General features: G+C 39.5%; 24 protein-coding genes. 22 read left to right on the top strand and 2 right to left on the bottom strand.

From position 1 onward, the window contains the following. Window positions 1–21: 21 nt before the first annotated feature. The 12 genes from PNEUHYL_RS04590 to serA all read left to right on the top strand — a co-directional run bounded on the left by PNEUHYL_RS04590 (window position 22) and on the right by serA (window position 12,160). Window positions 22–426, top strand: coding sequence for a nucleotidyltransferase substrate binding protein (locus PNEUHYL_RS04590; protein WP_059366073.1), 405 nt, complete (start codon window positions 22–24; stop codon window positions 424–426). After that, window positions 419–730: a nucleotidyltransferase family protein gene (locus PNEUHYL_RS04585; protein ID WP_059366072.1), complete on the top strand. Its 312-nt coding sequence runs from the start codon at window positions 419–421 to the stop codon at window positions 728–730. Before PNEUHYL_RS04590 ends, PNEUHYL_RS04585 begins: the two co-directional genes overlap by 8 nt. A 60-nt stretch (window positions 731–790) precedes the next feature. Next, window positions 791–2,245: a decarboxylating NADP(+)-dependent phosphogluconate dehydrogenase gene (gene gnd / locus PNEUHYL_RS04580; protein ID WP_059366071.1), complete on the top strand. Its 1,455-nt coding sequence runs from the start codon at window positions 791–793 to the stop codon at window positions 2,243–2,245. Window positions 2,246–2,321: 76 nt separating this feature from the next. Continuing rightward, a complete protein-coding gene (locus PNEUHYL_RS04575; protein ID WP_059366070.1) occupies window positions 2,322–2,642 on the top strand; it encodes a DUF4298 domain-containing protein in 321 nt (106 codons plus the stop codon). Window positions 2,643–2,764: 122 nt separating this feature from the next. Then, window positions 2,765–2,968 carry a glycine zipper 2TM domain-containing protein gene (locus PNEUHYL_RS04570; protein ID WP_059366069.1) on the top strand — a complete coding sequence of 68 codons (204 nt, stop codon included), beginning with the start codon at window positions 2,765–2,767 and terminating at the stop codon, window positions 2,966–2,968. Window positions 2,969–3,117: 149 nt separating this feature from the next. Then, window positions 3,118–3,792, top strand: a complete 675-nt coding sequence (rpe, locus tag PNEUHYL_RS04565) for a ribulose-phosphate 3-epimerase (protein WP_059366068.1) — start codon at window positions 3,118–3,120, stop codon at window positions 3,790–3,792. A 41-nt stretch (window positions 3,793–3,833) separates the two neighbouring features. Continuing rightward, window positions 3,834–4,508: a phosphoglycolate phosphatase gene (locus PNEUHYL_RS04560; RefSeq protein WP_059366067.1), complete on the top strand. Its 675-nt coding sequence runs from the start codon at window positions 3,834–3,836 to the stop codon at window positions 4,506–4,508. A 121-nt stretch (window positions 4,509–4,629) separates the two neighbouring features. Then, entirely contained in the window at window positions 4,630–7,044 is a 2,415-nt protein-coding gene (lon, locus tag PNEUHYL_RS04555) for an endopeptidase La (protein WP_059366066.1), read from the top strand. Between the two features lie 171 nt (window positions 7,045–7,215). Then, window positions 7,216–8,778 carry an AbgT family transporter gene (locus tag PNEUHYL_RS04550; protein WP_059366065.1) on the top strand — a complete coding sequence of 521 codons (1,563 nt, stop codon included), beginning with the start codon at window positions 7,216–7,218 and terminating at the stop codon, window positions 8,776–8,778. Window positions 8,779–8,977: 199 nt separating this feature from the next. Further along, the gene (gene hemW / locus PNEUHYL_RS04545) at window positions 8,978–10,132 is read left to right on the top strand and encodes a radical SAM family heme chaperone HemW (protein WP_059366064.1); all 1,155 of its coding nucleotides are present in this window, start codon (window positions 8,978–8,980) and stop codon (window positions 10,130–10,132) included. A gap of 105 nt (window positions 10,133–10,237) precedes the next feature. After that, the gene (rpiA, locus tag PNEUHYL_RS04540) at window positions 10,238–10,897 is read left to right on the top strand and encodes a ribose-5-phosphate isomerase RpiA (protein ID WP_059366063.1); all 660 of its coding nucleotides are present in this window, start codon (window positions 10,238–10,240) and stop codon (window positions 10,895–10,897) included. Between the two features lie 30 nt (window positions 10,898–10,927). Further along, entirely contained in the window at window positions 10,928–12,160 is a 1,233-nt protein-coding gene (serA, locus tag PNEUHYL_RS04535; protein ID WP_059366062.1) for a phosphoglycerate dehydrogenase, read from the top strand. A gap of 44 nt (window positions 12,161–12,204) precedes the next feature. Here serA and asnA read toward each other — a convergent pair whose 3' ends face one another. Then, entirely contained in the window at window positions 12,205–13,197 is a 993-nt protein-coding gene (gene asnA / locus PNEUHYL_RS04530; protein ID WP_059366061.1) for an aspartate--ammonia ligase, read from the bottom strand. A 153-nt stretch (window positions 13,198–13,350) separates the two neighbouring features. On the opposite strand from asnA, the gene asnC reads away from it, so the two are divergent. The 10 genes from asnC (at window position 13,351) to PNEUHYL_RS04480 (ending at window position 23,118) form a co-directional block, all read left to right on the top strand. Continuing rightward, entirely contained in the window at window positions 13,351–13,803 is a 453-nt protein-coding gene (asnC, locus tag PNEUHYL_RS04525; protein ID WP_018356952.1) for a transcriptional regulator AsnC, read from the top strand. 325 nt (window positions 13,804–14,128) lie between these two features. Continuing rightward, window positions 14,129–14,560 (top strand): PTS sugar transporter subunit IIA, encoded by a 432-nt coding sequence (locus tag PNEUHYL_RS04520; RefSeq protein WP_059366060.1) that lies wholly within the window; start codon window positions 14,129–14,131, stop codon window positions 14,558–14,560. Next, the gene (locus tag PNEUHYL_RS04515; protein WP_059366059.1) at window positions 14,547–15,017 is read left to right on the top strand and encodes a PTS sugar transporter subunit IIB; all 471 of its coding nucleotides are present in this window, start codon (window positions 14,547–14,549) and stop codon (window positions 15,015–15,017) included. The genes PNEUHYL_RS04520 and PNEUHYL_RS04515 overlap by 14 nt, the downstream gene beginning before the upstream one ends. Continuing rightward, on the top strand, window positions 15,014–15,784 hold the full coding sequence (locus tag PNEUHYL_RS04510; RefSeq protein WP_059366058.1) for a PTS mannose/fructose/sorbose/N-acetylgalactosamine transporter subunit IIC: 771 nt from the start codon (window positions 15,014–15,016) through the stop codon (window positions 15,782–15,784). The genes PNEUHYL_RS04515 and PNEUHYL_RS04510 overlap by 4 nt, the downstream gene beginning before the upstream one ends. Beyond that, window positions 15,781–16,599, top strand: coding sequence for a PTS system mannose/fructose/sorbose family transporter subunit IID (locus PNEUHYL_RS04505; RefSeq protein WP_059366057.1), 819 nt, complete (start codon window positions 15,781–15,783; stop codon window positions 16,597–16,599). Before PNEUHYL_RS04510 ends, PNEUHYL_RS04505 begins: the two co-directional genes overlap by 4 nt. Next, a complete protein-coding gene (locus tag PNEUHYL_RS04500; RefSeq protein WP_059366056.1) occupies window positions 16,596–17,438 on the top strand; it encodes a tyrosine-protein phosphatase in 843 nt (280 codons plus the stop codon). Before PNEUHYL_RS04505 ends, PNEUHYL_RS04500 begins: the two co-directional genes overlap by 4 nt. A gap of 82 nt (window positions 17,439–17,520) precedes the next feature. After that, window positions 17,521–18,765, top strand: coding sequence for a histidine-type phosphatase (locus tag PNEUHYL_RS04495; RefSeq protein WP_059366055.1), 1,245 nt, complete (start codon window positions 17,521–17,523; stop codon window positions 18,763–18,765). Between the two features lie 58 nt (window positions 18,766–18,823). Next, window positions 18,824–20,776: a BglG family transcription antiterminator gene (locus PNEUHYL_RS04490; protein ID WP_059366054.1), complete on the top strand. Its 1,953-nt coding sequence runs from the start codon at window positions 18,824–18,826 to the stop codon at window positions 20,774–20,776. A gap of 64 nt (window positions 20,777–20,840) precedes the next feature. Then, window positions 20,841–21,947 (top strand): YdcF family protein, encoded by a 1,107-nt coding sequence (locus PNEUHYL_RS04485; protein ID WP_069029754.1) that lies wholly within the window; start codon window positions 20,841–20,843, stop codon window positions 21,945–21,947. Window positions 21,948–22,038: 91 nt separating this feature from the next. Further along, on the top strand, window positions 22,039–23,118 hold the full coding sequence (locus PNEUHYL_RS04480) for a porin (protein WP_059366053.1): 1,080 nt from the start codon (window positions 22,039–22,041) through the stop codon (window positions 23,116–23,118). 116 nt (window positions 23,119–23,234) lie between these two features. Here PNEUHYL_RS04480 and PNEUHYL_RS04475 read toward each other — a convergent pair whose 3' ends face one another. Further along, complete coding sequence (locus PNEUHYL_RS04475; RefSeq protein ID WP_059366052.1) at window positions 23,235–24,530, bottom strand: NAD(P)/FAD-dependent oxidoreductase; 1,296 nt, start codon at window positions 24,528–24,530, stop codon at window positions 23,235–23,237. Between the last annotated feature and the right edge of the window lie 94 nt (window positions 24,531–24,624).

Raw genomic sequence — 24,624 nt, 5'->3', positions numbered from 1 at the left:
GAAAATTAAAGGGACTAAATTATGCTTGATTTTACACCATTAGAAAAAGCGATTTTCCGTTTAGAGGAAGGGCTAAATCGTTATCTGCAAGATATTAACGATATTCAAATCCGTGATGGTTTAATTCAACGCTTTGAATTTACCTATGAACTTAGTCATAAAATGTTAAAACGTCATTTGGTTGCAATTTCGCCTAATTCGGAACTTTATGAAGGTATCAGTTTTCAAGATCTCATTCGTACCGGTAACGAATATGGATTATTGCAGGGAGAATGGTTAGATTGGAAACAGTATCGTGAAATGCGTAGCCGAACGAGTCATACTTACGATGAAGATACGGCAATTCTAGTGGTGCAAGGAATTCCTAAATTTTTAAGTGAAGTGAAACATCTTCACGCAAAATTAAAGTGCGGTCAAAATGGATAAAGTTTTTGATATCGAACCCAAACATCTCGCAATTGTGCAGGATATTTTACGCACATATTTACCAGACTATGAAGTGCGCGCATTTGGTTCAAGAGTGAAAGGGACGGCTCGCAAATTTTCTGATTTGGATTTGGTAGTGATGAGCGAGCAACCACTTTCTTTACAGCGCTTTGCAGATGTCTCGGAAGCTTTTAGCGAAAGTGATCTGCCTTATAAAGTTGATCTGCTTGATTGGGCTACTACTTCCGAAGGGTTTCGAGAAATTATTGCACAAAAGTACGTCATCATTTCGGATAGTGAATAAATACGAATTTAAATATAAAAGTGGGCGAATATTCTTCCCCACAACCAACAGGAGAAAAACATGTCAGTAAAAGGCGACATCGGTGTTATCGGCTTAGCCGTGATGGGGCAGAACCTCATTTTAAATATGAATGACCATGGGTTTAACGTGGTGGCGTATAACCGAACCACCTCTAAAGTGGATGAGTTTTTGCAAGGTGCGGCGAAAGGAACGAACATTATTGGGGCATATTCCTTGGAAGATTTAGCCGCTAAATTGGAAAAACCGCGTAAAGTGATGTTAATGGTGCGTGCGGGCGAGGTGGTGGATCAATTTATTGACGCATTACTACCGCACTTAGAAGAAGGCGATATTATTATTGATGGGGGTAATTCCAATTATCCGGATACCAATCGTCGTGTAGCCGCATTGCGTGAAAAAGGGATTCGTTTCCTTGGTACGGGGGTTTCCGGTGGTGAAGAAGGGGCAAGACACGGACCTTCTATTATGCCGGGGGGGAACGAAGAAACGTGGCAATTCGTGAAACCGATTTTACAAGGCATTGCAGCTAAAACCGAACAAGGTGAGCCTTGCTGTGATTGGGTGGGCAAAGACGGTGCAGGCCATTTTGTCAAAATGGTGCATAACGGCATTGAATACGGCGATATGCAATTAATTTGTGAAGCCTACCAATTCTTAAAAGAGGGCGTGGGATTATCCGATGATGAATTGGAAGCCACTTTTAACGAATGGCGTAAGACTGAATTAGATAGTTACTTAATTGATATTACAGCGGATATTTTAGGCTATAAAGATACTGATGACACACGTTTAGTGGATAAAATTTTGGATACCGCTGGGCAAAAAGGCACGGGAAAATGGACGGGGATTAATGCCCTTGATTTTGGTATTCCATTAACCTTAATTACCGAATCTGTTTTTGCCCGTTGTGTCTCTGCTTTCAAAGATCAACGTGTGGCGGCAAGTAAACTGTTCAGTAAAACCATCGGCAAAGTAGAAGGCGATAAAAAAGTCTGGATCGAAGCGGTGCGTAAAGCATTATTGGCGTCCAAAATCATTTCTTACGCACAAGGTTTTATGTTGATTCGCGAAGCCTCAGAAAACTTTAATTGGAATATCAACTACGGCAATACCGCACTGTTATGGCGTGAAGGCTGTATTATCCGCAGCCGTTTCTTAGGCAACATTCGTGATGCGTATGAAACCAATCCGGATTTGATTTTCTTAGGCTCTGATGCGTATTTCAAAGGTATTTTAGAAAATGCAATGGGCGATTGGCGCAAAGTGGTGGCAAAATCTATTGAGGTGGGGATTCCAATGCCGTGTATGGCGTCAGCGATTACCTTCTTAGATGGTTACACTTCCGCCCGTTTACCGGCTAATTTATTACAAGCTCAGCGTGATTACTTTGGTGCACATACTTACGAACGTACAGATAAACCACGTGGTGAGTTTTTCCATACTAACTGGACAGGGCGTGGCGGTAACACGGCTTCCACGACCTATGATGTGTAATTAAAAACACAGTATAAATTGACCGCACTTTCAAGGCCAAAGTGCGGTTTCTTTTTATCTTATTTTGGAGAGAACAATGTTACCTCAAACACGCCTGGCACAATTAGCCGAGATGGAAAAGATTCTGAATGAAGCCAATGAGTTTTTGACAGAGGCGGAGACTTTTCTTGCAAAATGGCAAGCCTTTTTACCTAAAATGCAACGTTTAGAGCATTATTATTTTGAAGGTAATTGGCGGGAAGATTTTGAAGCCTATGAAAAAGGCGAGATTCCTAATTCGCAACCTTGCGGCGTGCTTTCAGAAGATCTTATTTTTAATGCCAGTGCAGAGCAACAAAGCCTTGCTATCGACTATTTAAAAGTGATAACCGAAATTTTGGATCAAAGAAACCGTTAAGCATAATTGTGCAAAAGTAAGATTCTTTTCTAAAAATGAACTTTTATTCAGTGATATTAGTCTTACAATTGCTATCACGATGGATAGTTTTTAATTTTATACGTTTTATACGGAGAGATTTTATGAAATTAATAACAAAATCATTGGTTATTGGTATGACACTTATTTCATTAGCCGCTTGCAGTCATATGAACCGAACGCAAAAAAATACGGCTGTCGGTGCGGCAATTGGCGGTGCAGCCGGTTATATGATTAAAGGCAATACCGCAACGACATTAGGCGGCGCGGCATTAGGCGGTTTAATCGGTAGCCAAGTGGGCAAATAAAGCGAGATTATATCGACCGCACTTTGTTTTCTTTACTAAAAGAACATTCAAAGTGCGGTTATTTTTTCTCAAGTTTTCTGCAAATAATCAGGGCAATTCGTAAACTTACGTAGTAAACTAGGGCAACAACGAGCTTCTTGGAGATAACAATGAAACCTTACCTTATTGCCCCTTCCATTCTTTCCGCCGATCTTGCACGCCTTGGCGATGATGTTCAAAATGTGCTTAATGCCGGTGCGGATGTTATTCATTTTGATGTGATGGATAATCATTATGTACCGAATTTGACTTTCGGTCCGTCGGTTTGCCAAGCTTTACGTGATTATGGGATTACCGCACCGATTGATGTACATTTGATGGTTAAGCCGGTGGATCGGATTATCCCTGATTTCGCCAAAGCCGGGGCGAATTATATTACTTTCCATCCGGAAAGTTCCGAGCATATTGACCGCTCTTTGCAATTGATTCGTGATCACGGTTGTAAATCCGGTTTAGTATTTAATCCCGCAACGCCGTTGAGTTATTTGGATTATGTATTGGATAAAATCGACATCGTTTTGTTAATGTCGGTAAATCCGGGATTTGGCGGGCAATCTTTCTTGCCTTCTACATTAAAAAAATTACAACAAGTACGCCAAATCATTGATAACAGCGGTTTTGATATCCGCTTAGAAGTTGATGGCGGAGTGAAAGTGAATAACATCGCAGAAATCGCCGCCGCCGGTGCGGATATGTTTGTGGCGGGATCCGCGATTTTTGACCAGCCGGATTATAAGCAAGTGATTGATCAAATGAGAACCCAACTTGCCGGAATCAAGAAATAACCCTTTGAATTTTTCCCATTTATGTAGGATAGAGATATTGAATGAACACACAATTTAAATTAATTGGCTTTGATTTAGACGGCACGTTAGTCGATAGTTTGCCGGATTTAGCCTTATCGGTGAATTCAGCGTTGGCTGAATTTGATTTACCGCAAGCACCGGAATCGCTGGTTTTAACTTGGATTGGCAATGGCGCACCGGTATTGATTGCGCGTGCATTGGGTTGGGCAAAAGAACAAACAGGCAAAACCTTAACTGAAGCGGATGTAGAAAAAGTAAAAGAACGTTTTAGTTATTATTACGGCGAAAATCTTTGCAATGTGAGCCGATTATATCCGAATGTAAAAGAAACGTTGGAAGCATTAAAGGCGAAAGGCTACATATTGGCGGTAGTAACCAATAAACCGACCAAACATGTTCAACCCGTTTTGGCGGCATTTGGTATCGATCATTTATTTAGTGAAACCTTGGGCGGGCAATCGTTACCTGCTATCAAACCTCATCCTGCACCGCTTTATTATCTATGCGGTAAATTTGGGGTTGAGCCTCGACAAGTATTATTTGTCGGGGATTCTAAAAATGATATTCTTGCTGCACACGCTGCCGGTTGTGCCGTGGTAGGTTTAACCTACGGTTATAACTATAATATTCCGATTAGTGAATCCAATCCGGATTGGGTGTTTGATGATTTTGATAAACTATTAGAGATTCTTTAATTTTTCTCAAAAAGTGCGGTGAAAAATGACCGCACTTTTACTCTGAACAACCCGATTCCCTTGAATTCAGCAAACCTATCCCCATATAGTTTCCAATCATTAAGATAGTTAGAGAGAAGATATGACTACCAAAAGAACACAATATACGATGCCCGTACTGCCATTACGTGATGTTGTGGTTTTTCCTTATATGGTGATGCCGCTTTTTGTCGGGCGTGCAAAATCCATTAATGCTCTTGAAGAAGCGATGAATGAAAATAAACAGCTTCTTTTGGTTTCACAAAAACAAGCGGATTTAGAAGAACCGACCATTGATGATGTGTATGATGTCGGGACGATTGCCAATATTATCCAGCTTTTAAAATTACCGGACGGAACGGTTAAAGTGTTGGTGGAAGGGCAGCAACGCGCGAAAATTAATCAACTTGAAGAGAATGAACAATTCTTTTCGGCGAAGGTTGCACCGATCGAAACGACTTATGGCAATGAAAAAGAATTGGATGTCGTAAAAAGTGCGGTACTTTCTGAGTTTGAAAATTACCTGACGTTAAACAAAAAAGTGCCTGCCGATATATTAAACGCACTTCAACGCATTGATAATGCAGATCGTCTTGCTGATACCATGGCGGCGCATTTGCCGGTGAGTGTTCGTCATAAACAAAGCGTATTGGAACTTGCCGATGTTCAAGCACGTTTAGAATATTTGCTGGGTATGATGGAATCGGAAGCGGATATCCTACAAGTGGAAAAACGCATTCGTGGTCGAGTGAAAAAACAAATGGAAAAAAGCCAGCGTAACTATTATTTGAGCGAGCAAATTAAAGCGATTCGCAAAGAAATGGACGATGGCGAAAATGAAGACACTATTGATGAAGTAGAACAACTTCGTCAAAAAGTAGATGCCGCAGGGATGCCGGCAGAAGTGCGTGAGAAAGTGGAAAGCGAGTTGCAAAAACTCAAAATGATGTCAGCAATGTCAGCGGAAGCGACCGTTGTTCGTAGTTACATTGAATGGATGATTCAAGTTCCATGGCATCAACGCACAAAAGTGAAAAAAGATATTAGTAAAGCACAGCAAGTGTTAGACGCTGACCATTATGGTTTAGAGCGGGTGAAAGAACGCATTTTAGAATACCTTGCGGTGCAAGCGCGTCTCAATAAAGTGAAAGGGCCGATTCTTTGTTTGGTTGGCCCACCAGGGGTAGGTAAAACTTCATTGGGTCAATCCATTGCCAATGCAACGGGGCGTAAGTATGTGCGCATGGCGCTTGGCGGTGTGCGTGATGAAGCGGAAATTCGGGGGCACCGTAAAACCTATATCGGTGCATTACCGGGCAAACTCATTCAAAAAATGGCAAAAGTGGGGGTGAAAAACCCATTATTCCTACTGGATGAGATTGATAAAATGGCATCGGATATGCGTGGCGATCCGGCTTCCGCTTTATTAGAAGTGCTTGATCCGGAACAAAATACGAGCTTTAACGATCATTATTTAGAAGTGGATTATGATCTTTCCGATGTCATGTTTGTGGCAACGTCAAACTCCATGAATATCCCGGGGCCGTTACTTGATCGTATGGAAGTGATTCGCCTTTCCGGTTACACGGAAGATGAAAAACTCAATATCGCTATGCGTCATTTGTTACAAAAACAAATTGAACGTAACGGGTTGAAAAAAGGCGAGTTAGTGGTAGAAGAAAGTGCCGTTTTAGACATTATTCGCTATTACACCCGTGAGGCAGGCGTTCGTAGTTTAGAACGTGAAATTTCCAAAATCTGCCGTAAAGCGGTGAAAAATTTATTGGTGGATGGGAAACTGAAATCCATTACGGTGAATGCCGATAATTTAAAAGATTATCTTGGCGTGAAACGTTTTGAGTTTGGCAAAGCCGATACGCAAAACCGAGTCGGTGAAGTGACCGGTTTGGCATGGACGGAAGTCGGCGGCGATTTACTGACCATTGAAACCGCCTCTGTGCTGGGCAAAGGTAAATTAACCTTTACCGGTTCCCTGGGTGATGTGATGAAAGAATCCATTCAAGCGGCAATGACGGTGGTGCGTTCACGTGCCGATAAACTGGGTATTAACCCTGAGTTCCACGAGAAACGTGATATTCATATTCATGTGCCGGACGGCGCAACGCCGAAAGACGGTCCAAGTGCGGGTATCGCAATGTGTACCGCCCTTGTGTCTTGTTTGACGGGCAATCCGGTACGTGCGGATGTGGCAATGACGGGGGAAATCAGCTTACGCGGTAAAGTGTTGCCAATCGGCGGTTTAAAAGAAAAACTTTTAGCGGCGCACCGTGGCGGTATTAAAACCGTATTGATTCCAAAAGATAACATGAAAGATTTGGAAGAGATTCCGGATAACGTAAAACAAAGTCTTGCTATTCATGCGGTAGAAGCGATTGATGAGGTGCTTGGCTTAGCATTGGAAAATCCACCGGAAGGCGTGGAGTTCGTCAAGGTAGCAGCCAAACCCAAAACACCGCGTCGTAAAGCTGTCACGAAAACAACAAGAGCGGTCAATTAATCAACTATTTTTTAGGGCTTGTGAAAACAAGCCCTTTTTGTATCGTTAAATACTGATTTTTGACGAAAATGTCATGTTATTATTGGATAAGTGAAACTTTATTTTTTTGAGTTTGCTAAAAAATATGCGAATATGGAGTTCATTCTTTAACCAATTCAAAAGGATACGCCTATGTCATCAACAATTTCTCAAAAAAACAGCCGGATTCAGCATTTTTTAAAAGGGGTGGAATGGCTTGGAAATTTACTGCCGCACCCTATTATTTTATTTATGTTGATGTGTGGCATTTTGATCGTACTTTCAGCCGTTTTGCACTACTTTGGCGTGAGCGTTTTGGATCCTCGCCCGAATCACGCCGGCGACATTATCGTGAAAAGTTTATTTAGCCAAGAAGGGCTGGCTTATATGGTCAGCAGTCTGGTAAAAAACTTCACGGGTTTTGCGCCGCTCGGTACTGTTTTAGTAGCAATGCTCGGGGTATCCATTGCTGAATCTTCAGGTATGATTTCTGCCGCATTGAGAGGGTTGGTTGTTGGTACACCGAAAAAATTGGTGACGTTCACTATTGTATTTGCTGGTGTGATTTCAAATACGGCGGCAGAACTTGGTTATGTGGTATTAATTCCTCTTGCTGCAATGATTTTTCACGCATTGGGTCGTCATCCGCTTGCAGGACTTGCAGCCGCATTTGCCGGTGTTTCAGGCGGATATAGCGCGAATTTGTTATTAGGTACGGTCGATCCGCTTTTATCGGGCATTACGCAAGAGGCTGCCCGTTTAATTGACCCAAATTATGTCGTCGGGCCTGAAGCAAACTGGTATTTTATGTTTGTTAGTACCTTTTTAGTGAGCATTTTAGGCTATTTGGTTACAGAAAAAATCGTTGAGCCTCAGTTAGGAAGCTACGATCCCCAAGCTGCAGATGACCCTTCAATTCTTCAACATAAAGTGGAAAAATTAGCACCTAATGAGAAAAAAGGCTTGATGTGGGCCGGCATAGCAATGTTAATTTTTTCCTTACTACTTGCCTGGACCATTGTTCCCGAAGACGGCATTTTGCGTAATACCAAAACAGGGCTTGTAGCGGGTTCCCCTTTCTTACACGGTATCGTGGTCTTCATTTTTATCTTTTTTGCCATTCCCGGTTATATTTATGGACGAGTGACCGGTTCAATGCGATTTTCTCAAGACATCGTAAAAGCGATGTCGAAAGGTATGGCTTCAATGGGGATGTACATTGTACTGGTATTCTTTGCTGCACAGTTTGTGGCATTTTTTAAATGGACAAACTTAGGTTCAATTGTTGCGGTAAAAGGGGCTAATTTACTGATCAATCTCGGTTTAACCGGGCCTATACTTTTTGTTGGTTTCATCTTGGTTTGTGCATTTATCAATTTGATGATTTCCTCCGCGTCGGCACAGTGGGCATTAACTGCGCCTATTTTTGTGCCGATGCTGATGTTGGTGGGTTATGCACCGGAAGTGATTCAGGCGGCATATCGTATTGGGGATTCAACAACGAATATTATTACGCCGATGATGAGTTATTTTGGCTTGATTATGGCGGTGGCGGTGCGTTACAAAAAAGATACGGGGGTAGGTACGTTAATGGCGATGATGATTCCTTATTCATTTATTTTTATCATCGGTTGGATAACCCTTTTCTACCTCTGGGTTTTTGTGCTTGGTTTACCGGTCGGGCCGGGCTCATTTACTTATTTCTCAACGCCATAACTAAGCAGTATGTTGAAATGACTGTCAATAATCAGGCTCTTAATACAGAGCCTATTATTTTTCCTAATAAAACGTTGCCCTGTATCTAACTGATTTAAAGTTAAAATGATAGTTAAAAGAGTAATCCTTTAAAATTTTTTCCGTTGAATTTTAGAATCGCATAAAATAGCGAAAAATATTTTTTAATCTATTAATTATCATGCTTAGACTTCCCCCGCTTTCTCTTTATATCCATATTCCTTGGTGTGTGCAGAAATGCCCCTATTGCGATTTTAATTCCCATGCCCAAAAAGGTGATATTCCCGAACAAGACTATATTCACCATTTGCTACAAGATTTGAAAGCGGATTTAGTCCGTTTTCAGGCAAGTATTCAAGAGCGAAAATTACATTCGATTTTTATCGGCGGCGGCACGCCGAGTTTGTTTTCGGCGGATAGTATTGCTTATTTGTTAAGTGAAATAAAAAAATCTATTCCTTTTCAAGATGATATCGAAATTACCTTGGAAGCCAATCCCGGCACGGTAGAAGCCGAACGGTTTAATGGATATGTAGCGGCTGGCGTTACCCGTATTTCAATGGGAATTCAAAGTTTTAATGATGACAAACTTAAGCGTCTAGGGCGTATTCACAATGCGGAGGAAGCCAAAAGTGCTGTCGGTTTAGCGAAAGTTTCCGGTCTTAAAAGTTTCAACTTGGATTTAATGCACGGTTTGCCGAATCAAACCCTTGCCGAAGCCTTGGACGATTTACGCCAAGCCATTGAGCTTGCTCCGCCGCATATTTCTTGGTATCAGCTTACGATTGAACCCAATACGATGTTTGCTTACCGCCCGCCGCAATTACCGGATGAAGACAATCTGTGGGCGATTTTTGAGCAAGGCCATCAACTTCTTACTGCGGCAGGTTATCAACAGTATGAAACTTCCGCTTATGCCAAACCGGGTTTTCAATGCCGACATAATTTGAATTATTGGCGTTTTGGTGATTATTTGGCGATTGGTTGTGGGGCACACGGAAAATTAACTTTTTCAAATGGTGGAATTCGGCGTTTTTCTAAAACTAAGCACCCGCGGGGATATTTGCGGGGCGAATATCTTTATGAAGAAAAAAACGTCTCTGAAATTGACCGCCCTTTTGAATTTTTTATGAACCGTTTTCGTTTATTGGAAGCAGTGCCGAAAAGGGAGTTTGAATACTATACCGGATTACCGCAAAGTGCGGTCAAAAACCGGATTGATTTTGCTCTTAAGCAGAACTACATCGTAGAAACCGACACATCTTGGCAGATTACCGAACATGGCAAATTGTTTTTAAATGAATTACTCACACTATTTTTACCGGAAGATGAATAAGTGTTATTTTTTTCATAATGACTTATCAAAATTTGCACTTGTTTATTTAATGCGTGCATATTAAAGTAACGCAATCGTTTACTTTTAAACAAAAAGAGCAGAATAATGAATCAATTAGAAATGAAAAAATTGGCGGCAAAAGCCGCGTTGCAGTATGTGAAAGCGGATACGATTGTCGGCGTGGGCAGTGGTTCTACTGTAAATTGTTTTATTGAAGCCTTAGGCGCGATGAAAGATCAAATTAAAGGTGCCGTGGCTGCTTCAAAAAACTCAGAGGAATTATTACGCAAACAAGGCATTGAAGTCTTTAGCGCCAATGAAGTTTCAGGCTTGGATATCTATGTGGACGGCGCAGATGAAATTAATCCGCAAAAAATGATGATTAAAGGCGGTGGTGCGGCACTGACTCGGGAAAAAATTGTGGCGGCATTAGCGAAAAAATTTATTTGCATTGTCGATGAAAGTAAGCAAGTCGATGTGTTAGGTTCAACTTTCCCATTGCCTGTGGAAGTCATTCCAATGGCACGTTCGCAAGTGGGGAGAAAATTAGTCGTACTTGGTGGCGCGCCGGAATACCGTGAAGGTGTGGTAACGGATAACGGTAATGTGATTTTAGATGTACATAATTTTGCTATTTTAAATCCGGTCGAAATGGAAAAAGAATTAAACAATATTGCCGGTGTGGTAACAAATGGTATTTTTGCTCTACGTGGCGCAGATGTCGTGATTATCGGTACGCCTGAAGGTGCAAAAATTATCGAATAATTTATAGAAATAAATATAAGGAAGGCAAACATGACAAATAAAGTTTCACTCGACAAATCAAAAATCAAATTTGTATTACTGGAGGGGGTACACCAAAGTGCGTTGGATACGCTGCATGCGGCGGGTTATACCAATATTGATTATTACAAAAAAGCCCTTGATGGTGATGAACTAAAAGCAGCGATTAAGGACGCGCATTTTATCGGTTTGCGTTCGCGTACGCATTTAACCGAGGCAATGATTGATGCCGCACCAAAACTTATTGCTATCGGCTGCTTTTGTATTGGTACCAATCAGGTTGATCTTAATGCGGCAAAAGCGCGGGGTATTCCGGTATTTAATGCGCCATTCTCAAATACCCGTTCGGTCGCTGAATTGGTTTTAGGCGAGATTTTGCTTTTGATGCGTAATGTTCCGCAAGCCAATGCGGAAGTACATCGCGGTATATGGAATAAATCCGCCACCGGTTCGCACGAAGTACGCGGTAAAAAATTAGGTATCGTCGGTTATGGTCATATCGGTTCGCAATTAAGTATTATTGCAGAGTCATTAGGGATGGATGTGCATTTCTATGATATTGAAAATAAATTGCCGCTAGGTAATGCGAAACAAGTACGTAGTTTAGAAGAATTGCTGGGTTCTTGTGATGTGATTTCTTTACATGTGCCGGAATTACCTTCGACCCGTAATTTAATGAGTGCGGAACGTATTGCACAACTGAAACAAGGGGCTATTTTAATCAATGCGGCACGCGGATCGGTTGTCGATATTGATGCCCTTGCCCACGCCTTAAAAGAGGGCAAAATTCATGGGGCGGCTATTGATGTGTTCCCGGTTGAACCGGCTTCAATCAATGAAGAATTTGTCTCGCCATTACGTGAGTTTGATAATGTGATTTTAACGCCGCATATTGGCGGATCAACGGCAGAAGCACAGGAAAATATTGGTTTTGAAGTGGCGGGAAAATTCGTTAAATATTCCGATAACGGCTCAACATTATCCTCAGTGAATTTCCCAGAGGTTTCCCTACCGGAACACGCAGGCACCAAACGTTTATTGCATATTCACGAAAATCGTCCGGGCGTATTGAATAAGCTTAACCAAATTTTTGTAGAAGCCAATATTAATATCGCCGCACAATACTTACAAACCGATCCTAAAATTGGTTATGTCGTAGTGGATGTGGAAACGGAAAATGCAGAACCGCTATTAGTTAAATTGCGTGAAATTGACGGCACAATACGGGCTAGAGTGTTGTATTAGAATAAAAAAGTGCGGTTAATTTTAACCGCACTTTTTTTAGCAAATTAAAGAATGTGTTGATATTGCGCTAACATTTCTTTTGGCCATACGCTTGATTGAACTTCACCGATATGTTTCTTACGCAACAAGAACATGGCTAAACGTGATTGACCGATTCCGCCACCAATTGAGAGAGGTAATTTTCCGTCCAGCAACTCTTGATGCCAATCCATTTTTAGACAATCTTCTTTGCCGCTTAAAGCGACTTGCAAACGAAGCGCGGATTCATCGACACGAATTCCCATAGAAGACAGTTCAAATGCCGTATTAAGTTGCTCGTTCCAAACAAGAATATCACCATTTAAACCTTTGTAGCCGTTTTCGGATTCTGTTGTCCAGTCGTCATAATCCGGTGCGCGCCCATCGTGTGGTTTGCCATCGGATAGTTCACCACCGATACCCACTAAAAATACCGCGCCATATTCTTTACAGATTGCGTTTTCCCGCTCTTTGCTGGTGAGATTCGGATAACGTTTTACTAAATCTTCACTATGCACAAAGGTAATTTGTCTTGGCAAAATTGAAGGAATGTCAAAACGGGCTTCCACCGCAAGTTCTGTTAAACGAATTGCACGATAAATCGAATTGACGGTCTCTTTTAAATAGGCAAAATTACGATGACCGGCAGGAATCACTTTTTCCCAGTCCCATTGATCAACATAAATAGAGTGGGTTGGATCTAAAGAATCTTCATCGGGGCGTAACGCTTTCATATGAACAAACAGCCCTTCTCCTTCTTTAAAGTGAAAACGTGCAAGAGTATGACGTTTCCATTTTGCCAGAGAGTGAACCACCTCATACACTGCGTTCGGAATACATTTCACGTGGACTTGAACCGCTTTTTCAATACCGGACAAGTTATCTTGCATTCCGTTGCCCACTTCACTAAGAATTGGCCCTTGAACCTCAATAATACCGAGTTGTTCGATTAGGTTTTGAGTAAAGGTATTTTTCACAAAACTAATTTCTTGCTGTTGTAAAATAAATGTTTTCTTCATATTTTCCGCCTGTATTTAACAATAAGTAAGGTTTTGAGCATTATTCAATAAATCATAATTATTTTTCAAGTATTTTATTTACATTTCAAATAACTTTGAATAATATCTAATTAATTTGTGATTTATTAGAATAATTCTAAAGGAGGCTGTTTTATGCACAATATTGATAATCTCGATCAACAAATTCTCCGTGTACTGACTAAAGATGCACGCACGCCCTATGCAGAAATGGCAAAAAATTTTGGTGTCAGCCCCGGCACTATTCATGTCCGTGTCGAAAAAATGCGACAATCCGGCATTATTGAAGGCACCAAAGTGATTATTGACGAACGTAAACTCGGCTACGACGTATGTTGCTTTATCGGGATCATTCTAAAAAGTGCAAAAGATTACGAGAAAGTGATTAAAAAGCTAGAAACGTTTGATGAAGTGGTTGAGGCCTATTACACCACAGGAAATTACTCAATTTTTATAAAAGTGATGACTCATACCATTGCCGAATTGCATTCTGTTTTAGCGACGAAAATTCAGCTAATTGATGAGATCCAATCCACCGAAACACTGATTTCAATGCAAAACCCTATTTTGAGGGATATTAAGCCTTGACTTTATTTACTTGGTGGACGTTTACCATTTCTAATGGACTATGCTGGCTACTTGGTTTCTTTTATTTATGAGGAAAATTTGTTTAGTGCTAAGAGCATTCATTCAGCATTGCGAACAGAATATTATATTGGGCAACGATTCCATCAAGTTCTTTTTATTGGCAAAGTTGTACCAACTTAAGCCAATTAACTATTTCTCAATTTACTCTACATTCCCTGTCACCAAGATTTAGTTTGCACGATATATCGTGCAATGCTAAAAATTGAGTCTCTAGCAACTTTCTCCTACATTGTAATCAATACTTAAACTTATGGAGAAAAATACAATGCCGAAAGAAATTGCCCTAATGTTAATGAGCCACGGAAATTTTGCTAAGGCTGCAATAGAAAGTGCTGAGTTAATTGTAGGGAAACAAACTAACTTCGATACCTTATCAGTATTTACCGTAGATAATGTAGCTCATTTAAAACAAGAGCTACAAGAAAAAATTGACGCATTAGATACACAATCGGGGATTATCTTTTTAACCGATATTCTCGGTGGTACCCCTATGAATTTGGCCTCTCACTTACTCACGAAAGAAAACATCTTGGTCTGTTGTGGCTTAAATTTACCACTATTGTTAGATGTACTCATGAATCGTGATTTGCCATTTGATGAAATGAAATCACTCATTAAAAACGCCTATCAAAACGGATTAACCATTCGAGATTTCAATGACCTACAAAAACAGGAGGATGAAGATGATTTGCTTTAGTCGTATTGATGATCGCTTGATTCACGGCCAAGTCGTCACAACTTGGGTCAATCTATTCAAAGTGGAACAAATTGTGGTGCTAAACGATAAATTAGCGATAGATCAAACCCAAAAAAATATTTTGACCATGGCAGCACCGCAAGGTATCAAAGTCGTCGTACTTACGATTGAAAAATTTGCAGAAATTTATCAAACAAAAGGACTCAGCAGACGCACAATGTTGTTGTTCACTAACAGCATTGATGTGTTATCAACTGTCAATGCCGGCGTTCCTATTAATGAACTAAATGTTGGCGGAATGCGTTTTCAAGAGGGGAGAACTCAATTAACCAAAGCTTTATCGGTGACTAACGAAGAGCGTTCTGCTTTCCAACAACTGTTGGATAAAGAGGTTACGGTTACTATTCAAATGGTACCGAACGATGAAAAAATCAACTTGACGGAGGTGATTAAATGATAGCTGCACTTTTCGTTGCATTATGGGCGGGCATTTGTGCAATTGACGATATTGGTACGCAAATGATTAGACGACCACTATTGATCGCAACAGTTGTCGGCTTGATTATGGGCGACTTACAAACCGCACTTTTAATTGGTGCAACTTTAGAAGTGATGTGGATGGGGGTAGGCAATGTTGGAGCTTATTCTGCACCGGATATGATTTCAGGCACCGCAATTGGCACCGCATTAGGGATTGCCGCCGGAGGTACGGAAGCAGCTATCGCTCTTGCCGTTCCAACGTCGTTACTTGCTCAGCAGCTTTTGATTTTATACCGTTCCGGCATTGTGGCTCTAAATCCAATTGCAGAACGTTGGGCAGAAGAAGGGGATTTCGATAAGATTTTTCGGATTCAATATATTCCGATGATAATCGCTTTCTTGATTCGAGCTGTACCTACCTTTTTAGCCGTCTATTTCGGTGCGGATTTAATTGCACAAATCGTGGCGCAATTACCGGATAAAATCATTACCGGTTTGAATGTTGCCGGCAAAATCATTCCCTCTATAGGCATTGGTTTACTCATGTTAATGATGTTGAAAAAAGCAGAACTTTGGCTTTTCTTAGTCGCGGGTTTTACGTTAGCCGTTTACCTTAAATTATCCGTCTTGCCGATTACTCTGATCGCTTTACCGTTAGCATTAATTTATGACTTAGCAATTCATAAAAATACTCAAGCGATAGTTTCTAATCAAAATACTAATGATGAGGATTATGATCTATGACCGAACAAACGTCACACCAAATTACGAAACAAGATTTAAACAAAGTCTTCTGGCGAATGCAGTTACTCAATGTCACCAACAATTATCAATCTATGCAGGCAATCGGTTTTCTATCAAGTTTCATCCCTGTTTTAAAACGGCTCTATCAAGACAAGCCTAAAGAACAGAAAGTAGAGGCAATGAAGCGTCACCTAAAATTCCTTAATAGCCATGTCAATTCAGATGCGCTGATTCTAGGTATTGCCGCAGCGGTGGAAGAGTCCACCCAAGAAAGTGAAAAAGAAACGGTCACTGCAATAAAAACCGGTTTAATGGGACCGCTAGCAGGATTAGGCGACAGTATTTTGAAATTCACTTGGTTACCTATCTGTGGCAGTATCGGTGCAGCACTAGCACTAAATGGTAGCGTATTAGGCCCAATTTTAATGTTCCTGCTTTACAATATTGTGAATGTTGCGTCTAAATATTACGGTATCCATTATGGTTACCATAAAGGTATGGATATGATTAACGGTAACAGCAATGTTTTACAACGAGTCAGCAATATGGCGAATGTTGTGGGGCTAATGGTGATTGGCGCTTTAATCGCTTCGGTTGTGAGGGTGAAATTCGGTGTCGAATTTAGTGTCGGTGAAAATACGATCAAACTCCAAGAAATGTTTGATAAAGTGATGCCCGGTTTGTTCAGTTTATTAGTGACGGTGGGGATTTATTCAATACTGAAGAAAACCAATGGTAAATATGCCGCCACATTAATTATCGGCACAATGCTACTCTGTATCGCCCTCGTATATTTGGGAGTATTAGTAAAATGACGGCAAATTTACAACAGCAAGCCCAATTACGAACCCTCTCCATAGAAGGAATGAATAACTTTCGTGATATGGGTGGGTATCTCACACGGGATCATCGAAAAGTCAAATGGCAACGGCTTTATCGTTCCGATCATTTATACAATACGAGCGAAAATGGGATAGCAATGTTAAAACCACTCAACATTCAGGCGGTAATTGACTATCGTAGCCCCAATGAAATTGCCAAATACCCCAATAAGATTATTGGAACGGAGCAAATTTACCAATTTGATCCCAATGCCCATACGGCAGAATTGGCAGCACAATTCACCTCATCAAAGGAAAACGAAGATGAAAATTTAGTGAATAAAATCATTGAGCAGAAACAAAACGGTAGTTTGGTACATTATGATGATATTGTGATGAGGCAATACAAAAATTTTGTGGAAAAGCCGGAATGCCAACAGGCTTTTGCTTCAATGTTAAAAGTTGCCGCTAATCTGAAAGGTGGCGCTTTTATACAGCATTGTCGTGGAGGGAAAGATCGCACCGGTTTTGGGGCAATGTTACTGTTAGGGGTTTTAGGAGTCGATAAGAATCAAATAATTGATGATTATATGCTGACCCATATCAATCGCTTAGAACGCAATCGACAGAAAATGGCGGTTTATCGTCAAATCACTCAAGATCAAGAAGTATTGAATTATCTTTACTCGCTCATTGATACCAAACCTGAGTTTATTGAAATGTCGATCAATACCATTGAGCGACAATATGGTTCAATTCAATACTATGCCGAACAACAGCTTGGTATCAGTCGTGCGGAAATCCTTCAATTACAAGCGGATTATCTTGAATAATCGGGCAATATCTTCTCAAAGTGCGGTCAATTTTGCCGATATTTTTGCATTATGCCGCACTACTCACTCATTGAGGTCTAACATGACAAAATCCTGCCTTCTACTACTCTGTGCTATGAGCTTTTTATCAAATTATGCGGCAAGCACTGTTCGTACTACGTCAAATACTGACTATCAGTTGGAAAAGGTCTTTATTTTCAGCCGACACGGAGTCAGAACGCCAATTATCAAATCTGATAGTAAACTTACACAAGTCACTCCTTATCAATGGACTGCATGGCAAGAAGCGCCGGGAGAATTGATGTCCAAAGGGGCAGACTTGGAAGTTAAATTTGGACGTTATATTCGAGACTACCTCAATCAACAAGGTTTAACAAAAATCAACCAATGTTTACCGCCGGAACAAGTGTTGATTTATACCAATAGCCTTCAGCGAACCTTAGCAACCGGGCAAGCATTAACATTAGGACTTTTCCCTGGTTGTGGTATTCATCCGGTAAATAATGTAGCTCTTGGTACAATGGATTCGGTATTTAATCCCATTGTGCGTAATGGTAGCGAAACCTTCAAACAAGCAATTATTTCACGCATTACATTAAAACAAGCTCATCAAAAATTACAAACAGCGTATAAAGTTCTCGGTGAGGTCATTAATTATGCTCAATCTTCACAGTGTCAAGGGAGAGATGATTGTAAGTTTTTCTCTGAAGAGGGGAAACTGAAGGTAGAAAAAGGAAAAGAATTGGGAGTATCAGGAACATTACGTCTAGGGAAAACTATCGTAGATAATTTATTAATTGAGCTCTATGCAAATTCAACTTCATCGAAAATGCTCAGCCAATTAACACCTGAAAAGTGGGAAACCATCAATCAGATTAAAAATGAATACTTCGCCATTTTAAGAGGGGAAAAATTCATTGCAAGTCACCTAGCCCAGCCCTTAGCGGTGTTTATGCAGCAAGAATTGCACAATTCCCAAAGAACGATTAGTCTATTGGTCGGACATGATACCAATATTATTACTCTACTTGGAGCATTGGGGGTAAAATCATACCGTTTGCCGAATCAGTATGAATCTACGCCTATCGGAGGAAAAGTCTTTTTTGAAATTTGGCGGAATAAAAAGAATAATACAAAATGGGTGAATACACAGTACATTTATCAAAGTATTGAGCAAATTCAAAAAGATAAAGTATTAACTTTAGCAACCCCACCGCAAGCGGTACAACTCCATTTTGAACAATGTAATGAAAACGAATTGGGATTTTGTGCATATTCGGATATTGAAGCCAAAATGACTAAAATTATAAATCAATCATTTGATTAAAGTTAAATAGAGGCTGTTCTTTCAGGCAGCCCTAATTCTTTAAAATAAAGGAAATTGAATGGACATCAGTCAAATTTTAAGGATATTAGATAAAAACAAACGGTATAAAGCGATTTTTTTACTACTATTGAGAAGTAATCAATATATCAATAGTGAAAAATTATCAACTGAAATACAGGTAAGTAGCCGAACAATAAAAAATGACATTAAATATTTGAAAGAAATGCTAGAGAAATATCATGTTGTTATTTTGTCTAAAGCGGCTTATGGTTATAAATTACATATCGAGCAAGACGAACTCGCCAATGCCTTACTTTCTCACTTTCAAATCTCGCAACTCTCTAATATTAATAATAAATTTGAACATCGGGTGAATTATATTCTACGTAGATTACTTTCCAGTGAATACTATATTAAAATTGAGCAATTGCAAGAAGCACTATTCTTAAGTTTTAATAGCTCGTTAAGTAAAGAGTTATGTCAAGTGAGAAAAACACTTGAAAAGTATGATTTAAAATTAGTAAGCAAGCCTTATTATGGTATAAAAATTGAAGGGGCAACCTTTAAGAAAATTATGCTTACAATAAGAATGTATAAGTATTTTAACTATAAAACGAAACCAAATTTTTTCATACCTCAATTTAATCAACTTTTCATCCACCCTAACAAAGAAAAAATTCGACTTATATTAAATAAAACATTAATTCAATCTGAAATTTTACTTTCCGATATTTATGCAGAAAGATTTTTATTATATTTAATCTATTTTTATCACCAATATGATCGCCAACAAGATTATCGTATTGATTTACCCGTCCTACCCTTCCATTATAAGAAAACAAAAGAATATCTATTTTTAATCCAACTGTTGGAAAATCTACAAAAAGAAGATATAGCTTGCTATTTCTCCCCGGAAGTAATACGTTTTCTCACTTATGTTCTCATTATGAGTAATGATCTTTACCGTTATGCTGATTGCAGTAAGGAAAACTACAATAACCTCATCAAACAAACCGCTGAAATTCATCAATTTATTTTTAATGAAATCACCGCTATTTTATATGTAGATATTTCAACGGATCACACAGGCTTCAAGGATCTGTTTAAATTACTCATTCCGATTACAATGAAAATTTCACTTGGCATATCGGATGATGTGGATCTTGGTTTTTACAATACAAATATTACTCAATCTAACCCTTTACTACTGAAAGTTGTTGAACGTTTAAACAAGGTATTTAAACAAAAATATTATTATCAATTCTCACAGCGTGAGAATTATTTTATTTTTGATGTTATTTCCGGTATTTTCAATCGTATAAAATTGAATAAGAAAAAACTTAAACTGGCTATTATCTCAATCAATGGCAGATTAAGTACTCAACAAATAAAATTCAATTTGAGAAATTATTTTAGTGATGAGATACTTAAAATTGATACAAAGATGCTCTATGAATTAGACTTAAATAAAAATCTCGATTATGACTATTACTTATGTAATAGCTATGGTAAAAATATGGATATTACTTATTCTCCTATTTATTATGCTGATGATAATATGAAGGAGAATGAATATGTTAGTTCACTTTCTACTATTTTCTATCATACCTACCAATATGATAAAATCTTACCCAAAATCACACCTAGCCCCATTCCTAAAGAATACAAGCTCAACATATTTCCTATTCAAGAATACTTAGAGAAAGATAAATATTATCTATGTTTAGATATTTTATCTAAAAAACAAAAAATAGGTATTTATTGTAATTTATCTGCAAAAGAAGAAACCCTTGACATTCACTATTTTCACGACAGTGAAGATTTCACTTTACATAGTGAAATTGTTTTTATGGTAATTAATCTTAATATTAATCAAAATACTCAGAAGCTAAAAATGTTGATGAATATTATTAAACAAATAGCAAGGCATCAACTTGATTTACGCCAGCTTTGTTTAAGCGAAAATCCGAATTATCAATTCTTTTTTATGAAGGATGATTACAACATTTAAAGCGATAGAAAATGAAGATATTATCTTCATTATTCCCAAACTGAATATTGTTAAGGAGTGATCCATGAAAATGTTTAAAACCCGCCAAATTTTAACCGCACTTTTATTGGGAATGGGGGCATTCTCTCTGACTGGATGCGTGCAAAATGCTCAACCGATTTCACCTCTTGGATTGACCTTATCGGACAGTATCAGTGCACCACTAGGTAAAGAAAGCGGGCGTGGGCAACCGATCGAGAATCTCGTAGTAAAATATGCAGAAGATTATGTGAATGATCCTTACTTGAGAGAAGATGTGGTAGCTTTTCGCCGTTGGGAATGGCAGAAACTTTATCATTCTTTAGATCAAAAAGTGAAACAAACTCCCGATTATCTTAATAGTTACCGTGTTCAGGCCGAAGCCTATCTCATTAATAAAGACTACCGCCCCGCTCTTTCCCAATTAGATCAAATTTTGCGCCGTAAACCGGATGATTTACATGCACTTGCCGTCAGTATTTTGGCGGCGAAAACGCTGGAAGATGAGACACAAGTGAAACAACGTTTAAATGCCTTGGAAAAACGTTCGCCACAAGCCGCACAGGCTATGCGTGATTTTTTTCGTTTCACCGAAAGTATTCTACAACAATCGTTTTCCTACCAACCTCAAAGCCAATTATCATTTGATGCCATTGCTGTATTCGGACAATCCCCCAATCCGGATGGATCACCCTCAAAAGGCTTATTACAACGTTTAGAAAAAACCAAGGAAATGGCGGAAAAATATCCCAATGCCAAATTGGTGCTAAGTGGTGGGCCGGTTAAAACGCCTTATGCAGAATCCGATGTGATGGCAAAATGGCTTAAAGAAAATGGGGTAAATCCAAACCGTTTTTTACTTGATCCGATTGCCCGTGATACGCCGGGAAATGCAATTGGTATGGTCAAACTATTTAAGCAACATAACTTGCATACTATTCTCGGTATAGGGACACAACTTCATATCCCAAGAGCCACCGCTGTTCTAAAAGGTTACGCTGATTATGTGGGCTATCCACTCAAGATTGATGGTGTAGGTGGCGGTAATCCACCAAGTGCCGAGAAAAAACATATTGAAGCGCTTTATACCTATGTCAATGTTGCTCGTTCAATGGGATTATTTACTCTCAGTGATTTTCAACGTTTCCAATAATCATTAAAAACCTACAATTTTTCGAGTCATCCCTCCCCGTTTAAAAGCAAAACGGGGAAGGGCTTAACACGCTTTTTATAAGGTAAATCTGATGAAAAAACTATGTTTATTTTTACTGGTTTCGAGCATTATTCCTTCTTCTTTTGCCGTCCCGCTCTACCAACAAGAAAATTCCCGTATAGATTTACGCGGTTCACTTCGCTTTCAATTACAACATAAACAAGGTGTTCCCACAGACTTGGTCGATAACAGTTCTCGTATCAGTTTACGGCTTACCCATAAAATTAATGAAAATTTGACCGCACTTGGTAACGTAGAAATGCGTTTTACCGATAAAAGTCTCGGAGATTCAGTTTATACCCGCTATCTTTATGCAGGCTTTCAGCATAAATCATTAGGCACATTGACTTTCGGTAAACAAACCACGAATGGTGATTTACTTAGCACTGCCGATTATAGTTATAACTTAACTGATGTAAAAAAAGTAATTAAACGAGCTGACCAAGTGATTCACCTTACATCGAAGGATTTCTATGGTTTTAAACTGGGAGCTGATTATATTTTTGGTGAAAGTGGGAAACAAACCACCGACAAAAACGGGAAAGTCAAAAACCTACCCAATACCAATGGCTATGTTCTCGCACTATTTTTCAATAAAGCTTTTCAAGATTGGAAAATAGATGTCAAAGCGGGGTTTAGCCGACAGCGAAAATCAGAAACGAATGTTGATCGCAGTTTAGGCTTCGGTATGGCATTCCGCTATCAGGATTTCGCAGTCGGGTTAGATTACGGCAAGCGCCATTATTATCAACAATACGGATTTGGCTGGCGGGGGCAACAAGTTGAATCAAAAGGCAAACAAAGTAATGCCCAATTCCGTCAAGTGGAAGAATGGTTGATTGCTGCCAAATATCAACTTAATCCGAAAAGTAAAATCTTCGCCGGCTATTTATGGGGTAAAGCCCGATCACCCATTAAAAATGGAAAAGAAAATTTCACGGCGAGAAAATTAAAAGGGGTGATTTTAGGTGCAGATTACAAATTACATCGTCAGGTTATCGCTTTTCTTGAAGGGGCGAAATACCGCTATTCGGGAGGTGAATCAGTAAAATGGAATTTTGTTAATAATTCGGACTATGTGGTTAGTTTAGGGCTGAGAATTCATTTTTAAAGAAACGCATAAGGCTGCCGCTTTTAATTGATATGACAGTATCTGTACAGATACTGTCATATTGGCAAACTCATTAAATCAGCACTATTAAAGTGCGGTCAATTTTAAATCTGTTTTTAACGATATTTGTCTAAAAACTGATAGTATTTTACCCCAATTTTCGTGGCTAAATTTTTCACCCATTTCCCGCCATAAACGGAAGGCACTTTTAATCCTTCAAAAATTTGCAGACGTTCGTCGTTGCCTAAAATGGCTTCCGCAACAATACGCCCGGCCAATCCCGTTAAAGCTACGCCATGCCCCGAATAACCATGGGCAAAATAAATATGAGGGGTAATTCGCCCAAAATGCGGGGTTGAGTTCATGGTCATATCAATTGGCCCTGCCCAACCGTAATCGATTTTCACATCTTCTAACTGTGGGAAAACATGCAACATATTTTGTCGCATCACCGATACCATATCTTTTTCCGAACTGGAATCGCTACCGAAAAGCAGGCGATTATCCGCACTCAACCGATAATAATCGAGCAATAAATTGTTGTCGCATACGGACATCCCATTATTAATCACAGAATCTGCCACGGCTTGGCTTAATGGTTCTGTGGCTATAATAAAACTTTCCACCGGCATAATTTTTCGGTTAATGCCATGGTGAATAGATTTAGGGAGCGCGTCAATATAAGCATTGGTGGCTAAAACAACATCTTGAGAAATGACCGCACTTTGGTCGGTTTTTACTTCAATACAACCGTTTTTTTCAATGAGATCCACTACCGGCGATTGTTCAAAAATCCGCACGCCAAGATCTAAGCAGGCTTTAGCCAGCCCTAAGCAATAATTGAAAGGATGTAAGTGACCTGAATTGTCATCATATAAACCGCCTACATAAATATCACTACCTAGATGCTGTTTGAGTTTCGCTTTATCCCAAAGCTGCATATGTTGATAGCCAAAATTTTCACGCCCGGCTTTTTCTACCGCAATCAGATCATCCATACGGCGGGGGTTGAGTGCAAGGGTCGCATAGCCTTTTTTCCAGTCGCATTGAATATTATATTTTGTAATGCGTTCATCTATAATCTCTATCGCTTCCAGTGACATTTCCCAAAGCTTGCGTGCTTTATCAAAACCTACTTGTTTTATGTACTCATCAATGCCTTCTTCAAAACCGTTTATGGCTTGCCCACCACTACGACCGGAAGCGCCGAAACCAACCCGAGCCCCTTCCAATACCACCACTTTTTTCCCTTTTTCCGCCAGTTCTAATGCCGCGGATAAGCCAAAAAAACCGGCACCGACAACACAGACATCGGCGTGTTCAAGTTGTGTTAAAGCTGGAAGTGATAAGTCCTGATTGCGTGAATCGAAATAATAGGAAGGAACGTGTTCTTGATGAGCAAAAGTTAGCATAAAACCTCTCGTTGATAAGAATTGGCAAAATCTTACTCGGATGGGGAAATATGTCAAATTCTTTGTAAAAAAAATGTTATTAGCTTGTATTTGT

This window comes from Rodentibacter caecimuris (assembly GCF_001019715.1).
Taxonomy (GTDB): Bacteria; Pseudomonadota; Gammaproteobacteria; order Enterobacterales; family Pasteurellaceae; genus Rodentibacter; species Rodentibacter caecimuris.
This window is presented reverse-complemented; position numbering and strand designations above follow the sequence as displayed.

Excerpts from the sequence above, each read along its gene's own strand:
- PNEUHYL_RS04480 (WP_059366053.1), top strand. The coding sequence starts at position 22,039 with ATGAAAAAACTATGTTTATTTTTACTGGTTTCGAGCATTATTCCTTCT.
- PNEUHYL_RS04500 (WP_059366056.1), top strand. The coding sequence starts at position 16,596 with ATGACGGCAAATTTACAACAGCAAGCCCAATTACGAACCCTCTCCATA.
- PNEUHYL_RS04520 (WP_059366060.1), top strand. The coding sequence starts at position 14,129 with ATGCCGAAAGAAATTGCCCTAATGTTAATGAGCCACGGAAATTTTGCT.
- PNEUHYL_RS04515 (WP_059366059.1), top strand. The coding sequence starts at position 14,547 with ATGATTTGCTTTAGTCGTATTGATGATCGCTTGATTCACGGCCAAGTC.
- PNEUHYL_RS04550 (WP_059366065.1), top strand. The coding sequence starts at position 7,216 with ATGTCATCAACAATTTCTCAAAAAAACAGCCGGATTCAGCATTTTTTA.
- PNEUHYL_RS04475 (WP_059366052.1), bottom strand. The coding sequence starts at position 24,530 with ATGCTAACTTTTGCTCATCAAGAACACGTTCCTTCCTATTATTTCGAT.
- PNEUHYL_RS04585 (WP_059366072.1), top strand. The coding sequence starts at position 419 with ATGGATAAAGTTTTTGATATCGAACCCAAACATCTCGCAATTGTGCAG.
- PNEUHYL_RS04590 (WP_059366073.1), top strand. The coding sequence starts at position 22 with ATGCTTGATTTTACACCATTAGAAAAAGCGATTTTCCGTTTAGAGGAA.
- PNEUHYL_RS04570 (WP_059366069.1), top strand. The coding sequence starts at position 2,765 with ATGAAATTAATAACAAAATCATTGGTTATTGGTATGACACTTATTTCA.
- PNEUHYL_RS04560 (WP_059366067.1), top strand. The coding sequence starts at position 3,834 with ATGAACACACAATTTAAATTAATTGGCTTTGATTTAGACGGCACGTTA.
- PNEUHYL_RS04490 (WP_059366054.1), top strand. The coding sequence starts at position 18,824 with ATGGACATCAGTCAAATTTTAAGGATATTAGATAAAAACAAACGGTAT.
- PNEUHYL_RS04505 (WP_059366057.1), top strand. The coding sequence starts at position 15,781 with ATGACCGAACAAACGTCACACCAAATTACGAAACAAGATTTAAACAAA.
- PNEUHYL_RS04495 (WP_059366055.1), top strand. The coding sequence starts at position 17,521 with ATGACAAAATCCTGCCTTCTACTACTCTGTGCTATGAGCTTTTTATCA.
- rpiA (WP_059366063.1), top strand. The coding sequence starts at position 10,238 with ATGAATCAATTAGAAATGAAAAAATTGGCGGCAAAAGCCGCGTTGCAG.
- lon (WP_059366066.1), top strand. The coding sequence starts at position 4,630 with ATGACTACCAAAAGAACACAATATACGATGCCCGTACTGCCATTACGT.
- serA (WP_059366062.1), top strand. The coding sequence starts at position 10,928 with ATGACAAATAAAGTTTCACTCGACAAATCAAAAATCAAATTTGTATTA.
- PNEUHYL_RS04485 (WP_069029754.1), top strand. The coding sequence starts at position 20,841 with ATGAAAATGTTTAAAACCCGCCAAATTTTAACCGCACTTTTATTGGGA.
- PNEUHYL_RS04575 (WP_059366070.1), top strand. The coding sequence starts at position 2,322 with ATGTTACCTCAAACACGCCTGGCACAATTAGCCGAGATGGAAAAGATT.
- PNEUHYL_RS04510 (WP_059366058.1), top strand. The coding sequence starts at position 15,014 with ATGATAGCTGCACTTTTCGTTGCATTATGGGCGGGCATTTGTGCAATT.
- asnC (WP_018356952.1), top strand. The coding sequence starts at position 13,351 with ATGCACAATATTGATAATCTCGATCAACAAATTCTCCGTGTACTGACT.
- asnA (WP_059366061.1), bottom strand. The coding sequence starts at position 13,197 with ATGAAGAAAACATTTATTTTACAACAGCAAGAAATTAGTTTTGTGAAA.
- hemW (WP_059366064.1), top strand. The coding sequence starts at position 8,978 with ATGCTTAGACTTCCCCCGCTTTCTCTTTATATCCATATTCCTTGGTGT.
- rpe (WP_059366068.1), top strand. The coding sequence starts at position 3,118 with ATGAAACCTTACCTTATTGCCCCTTCCATTCTTTCCGCCGATCTTGCA.
- gnd (WP_059366071.1), top strand. The coding sequence starts at position 791 with ATGTCAGTAAAAGGCGACATCGGTGTTATCGGCTTAGCCGTGATGGGG.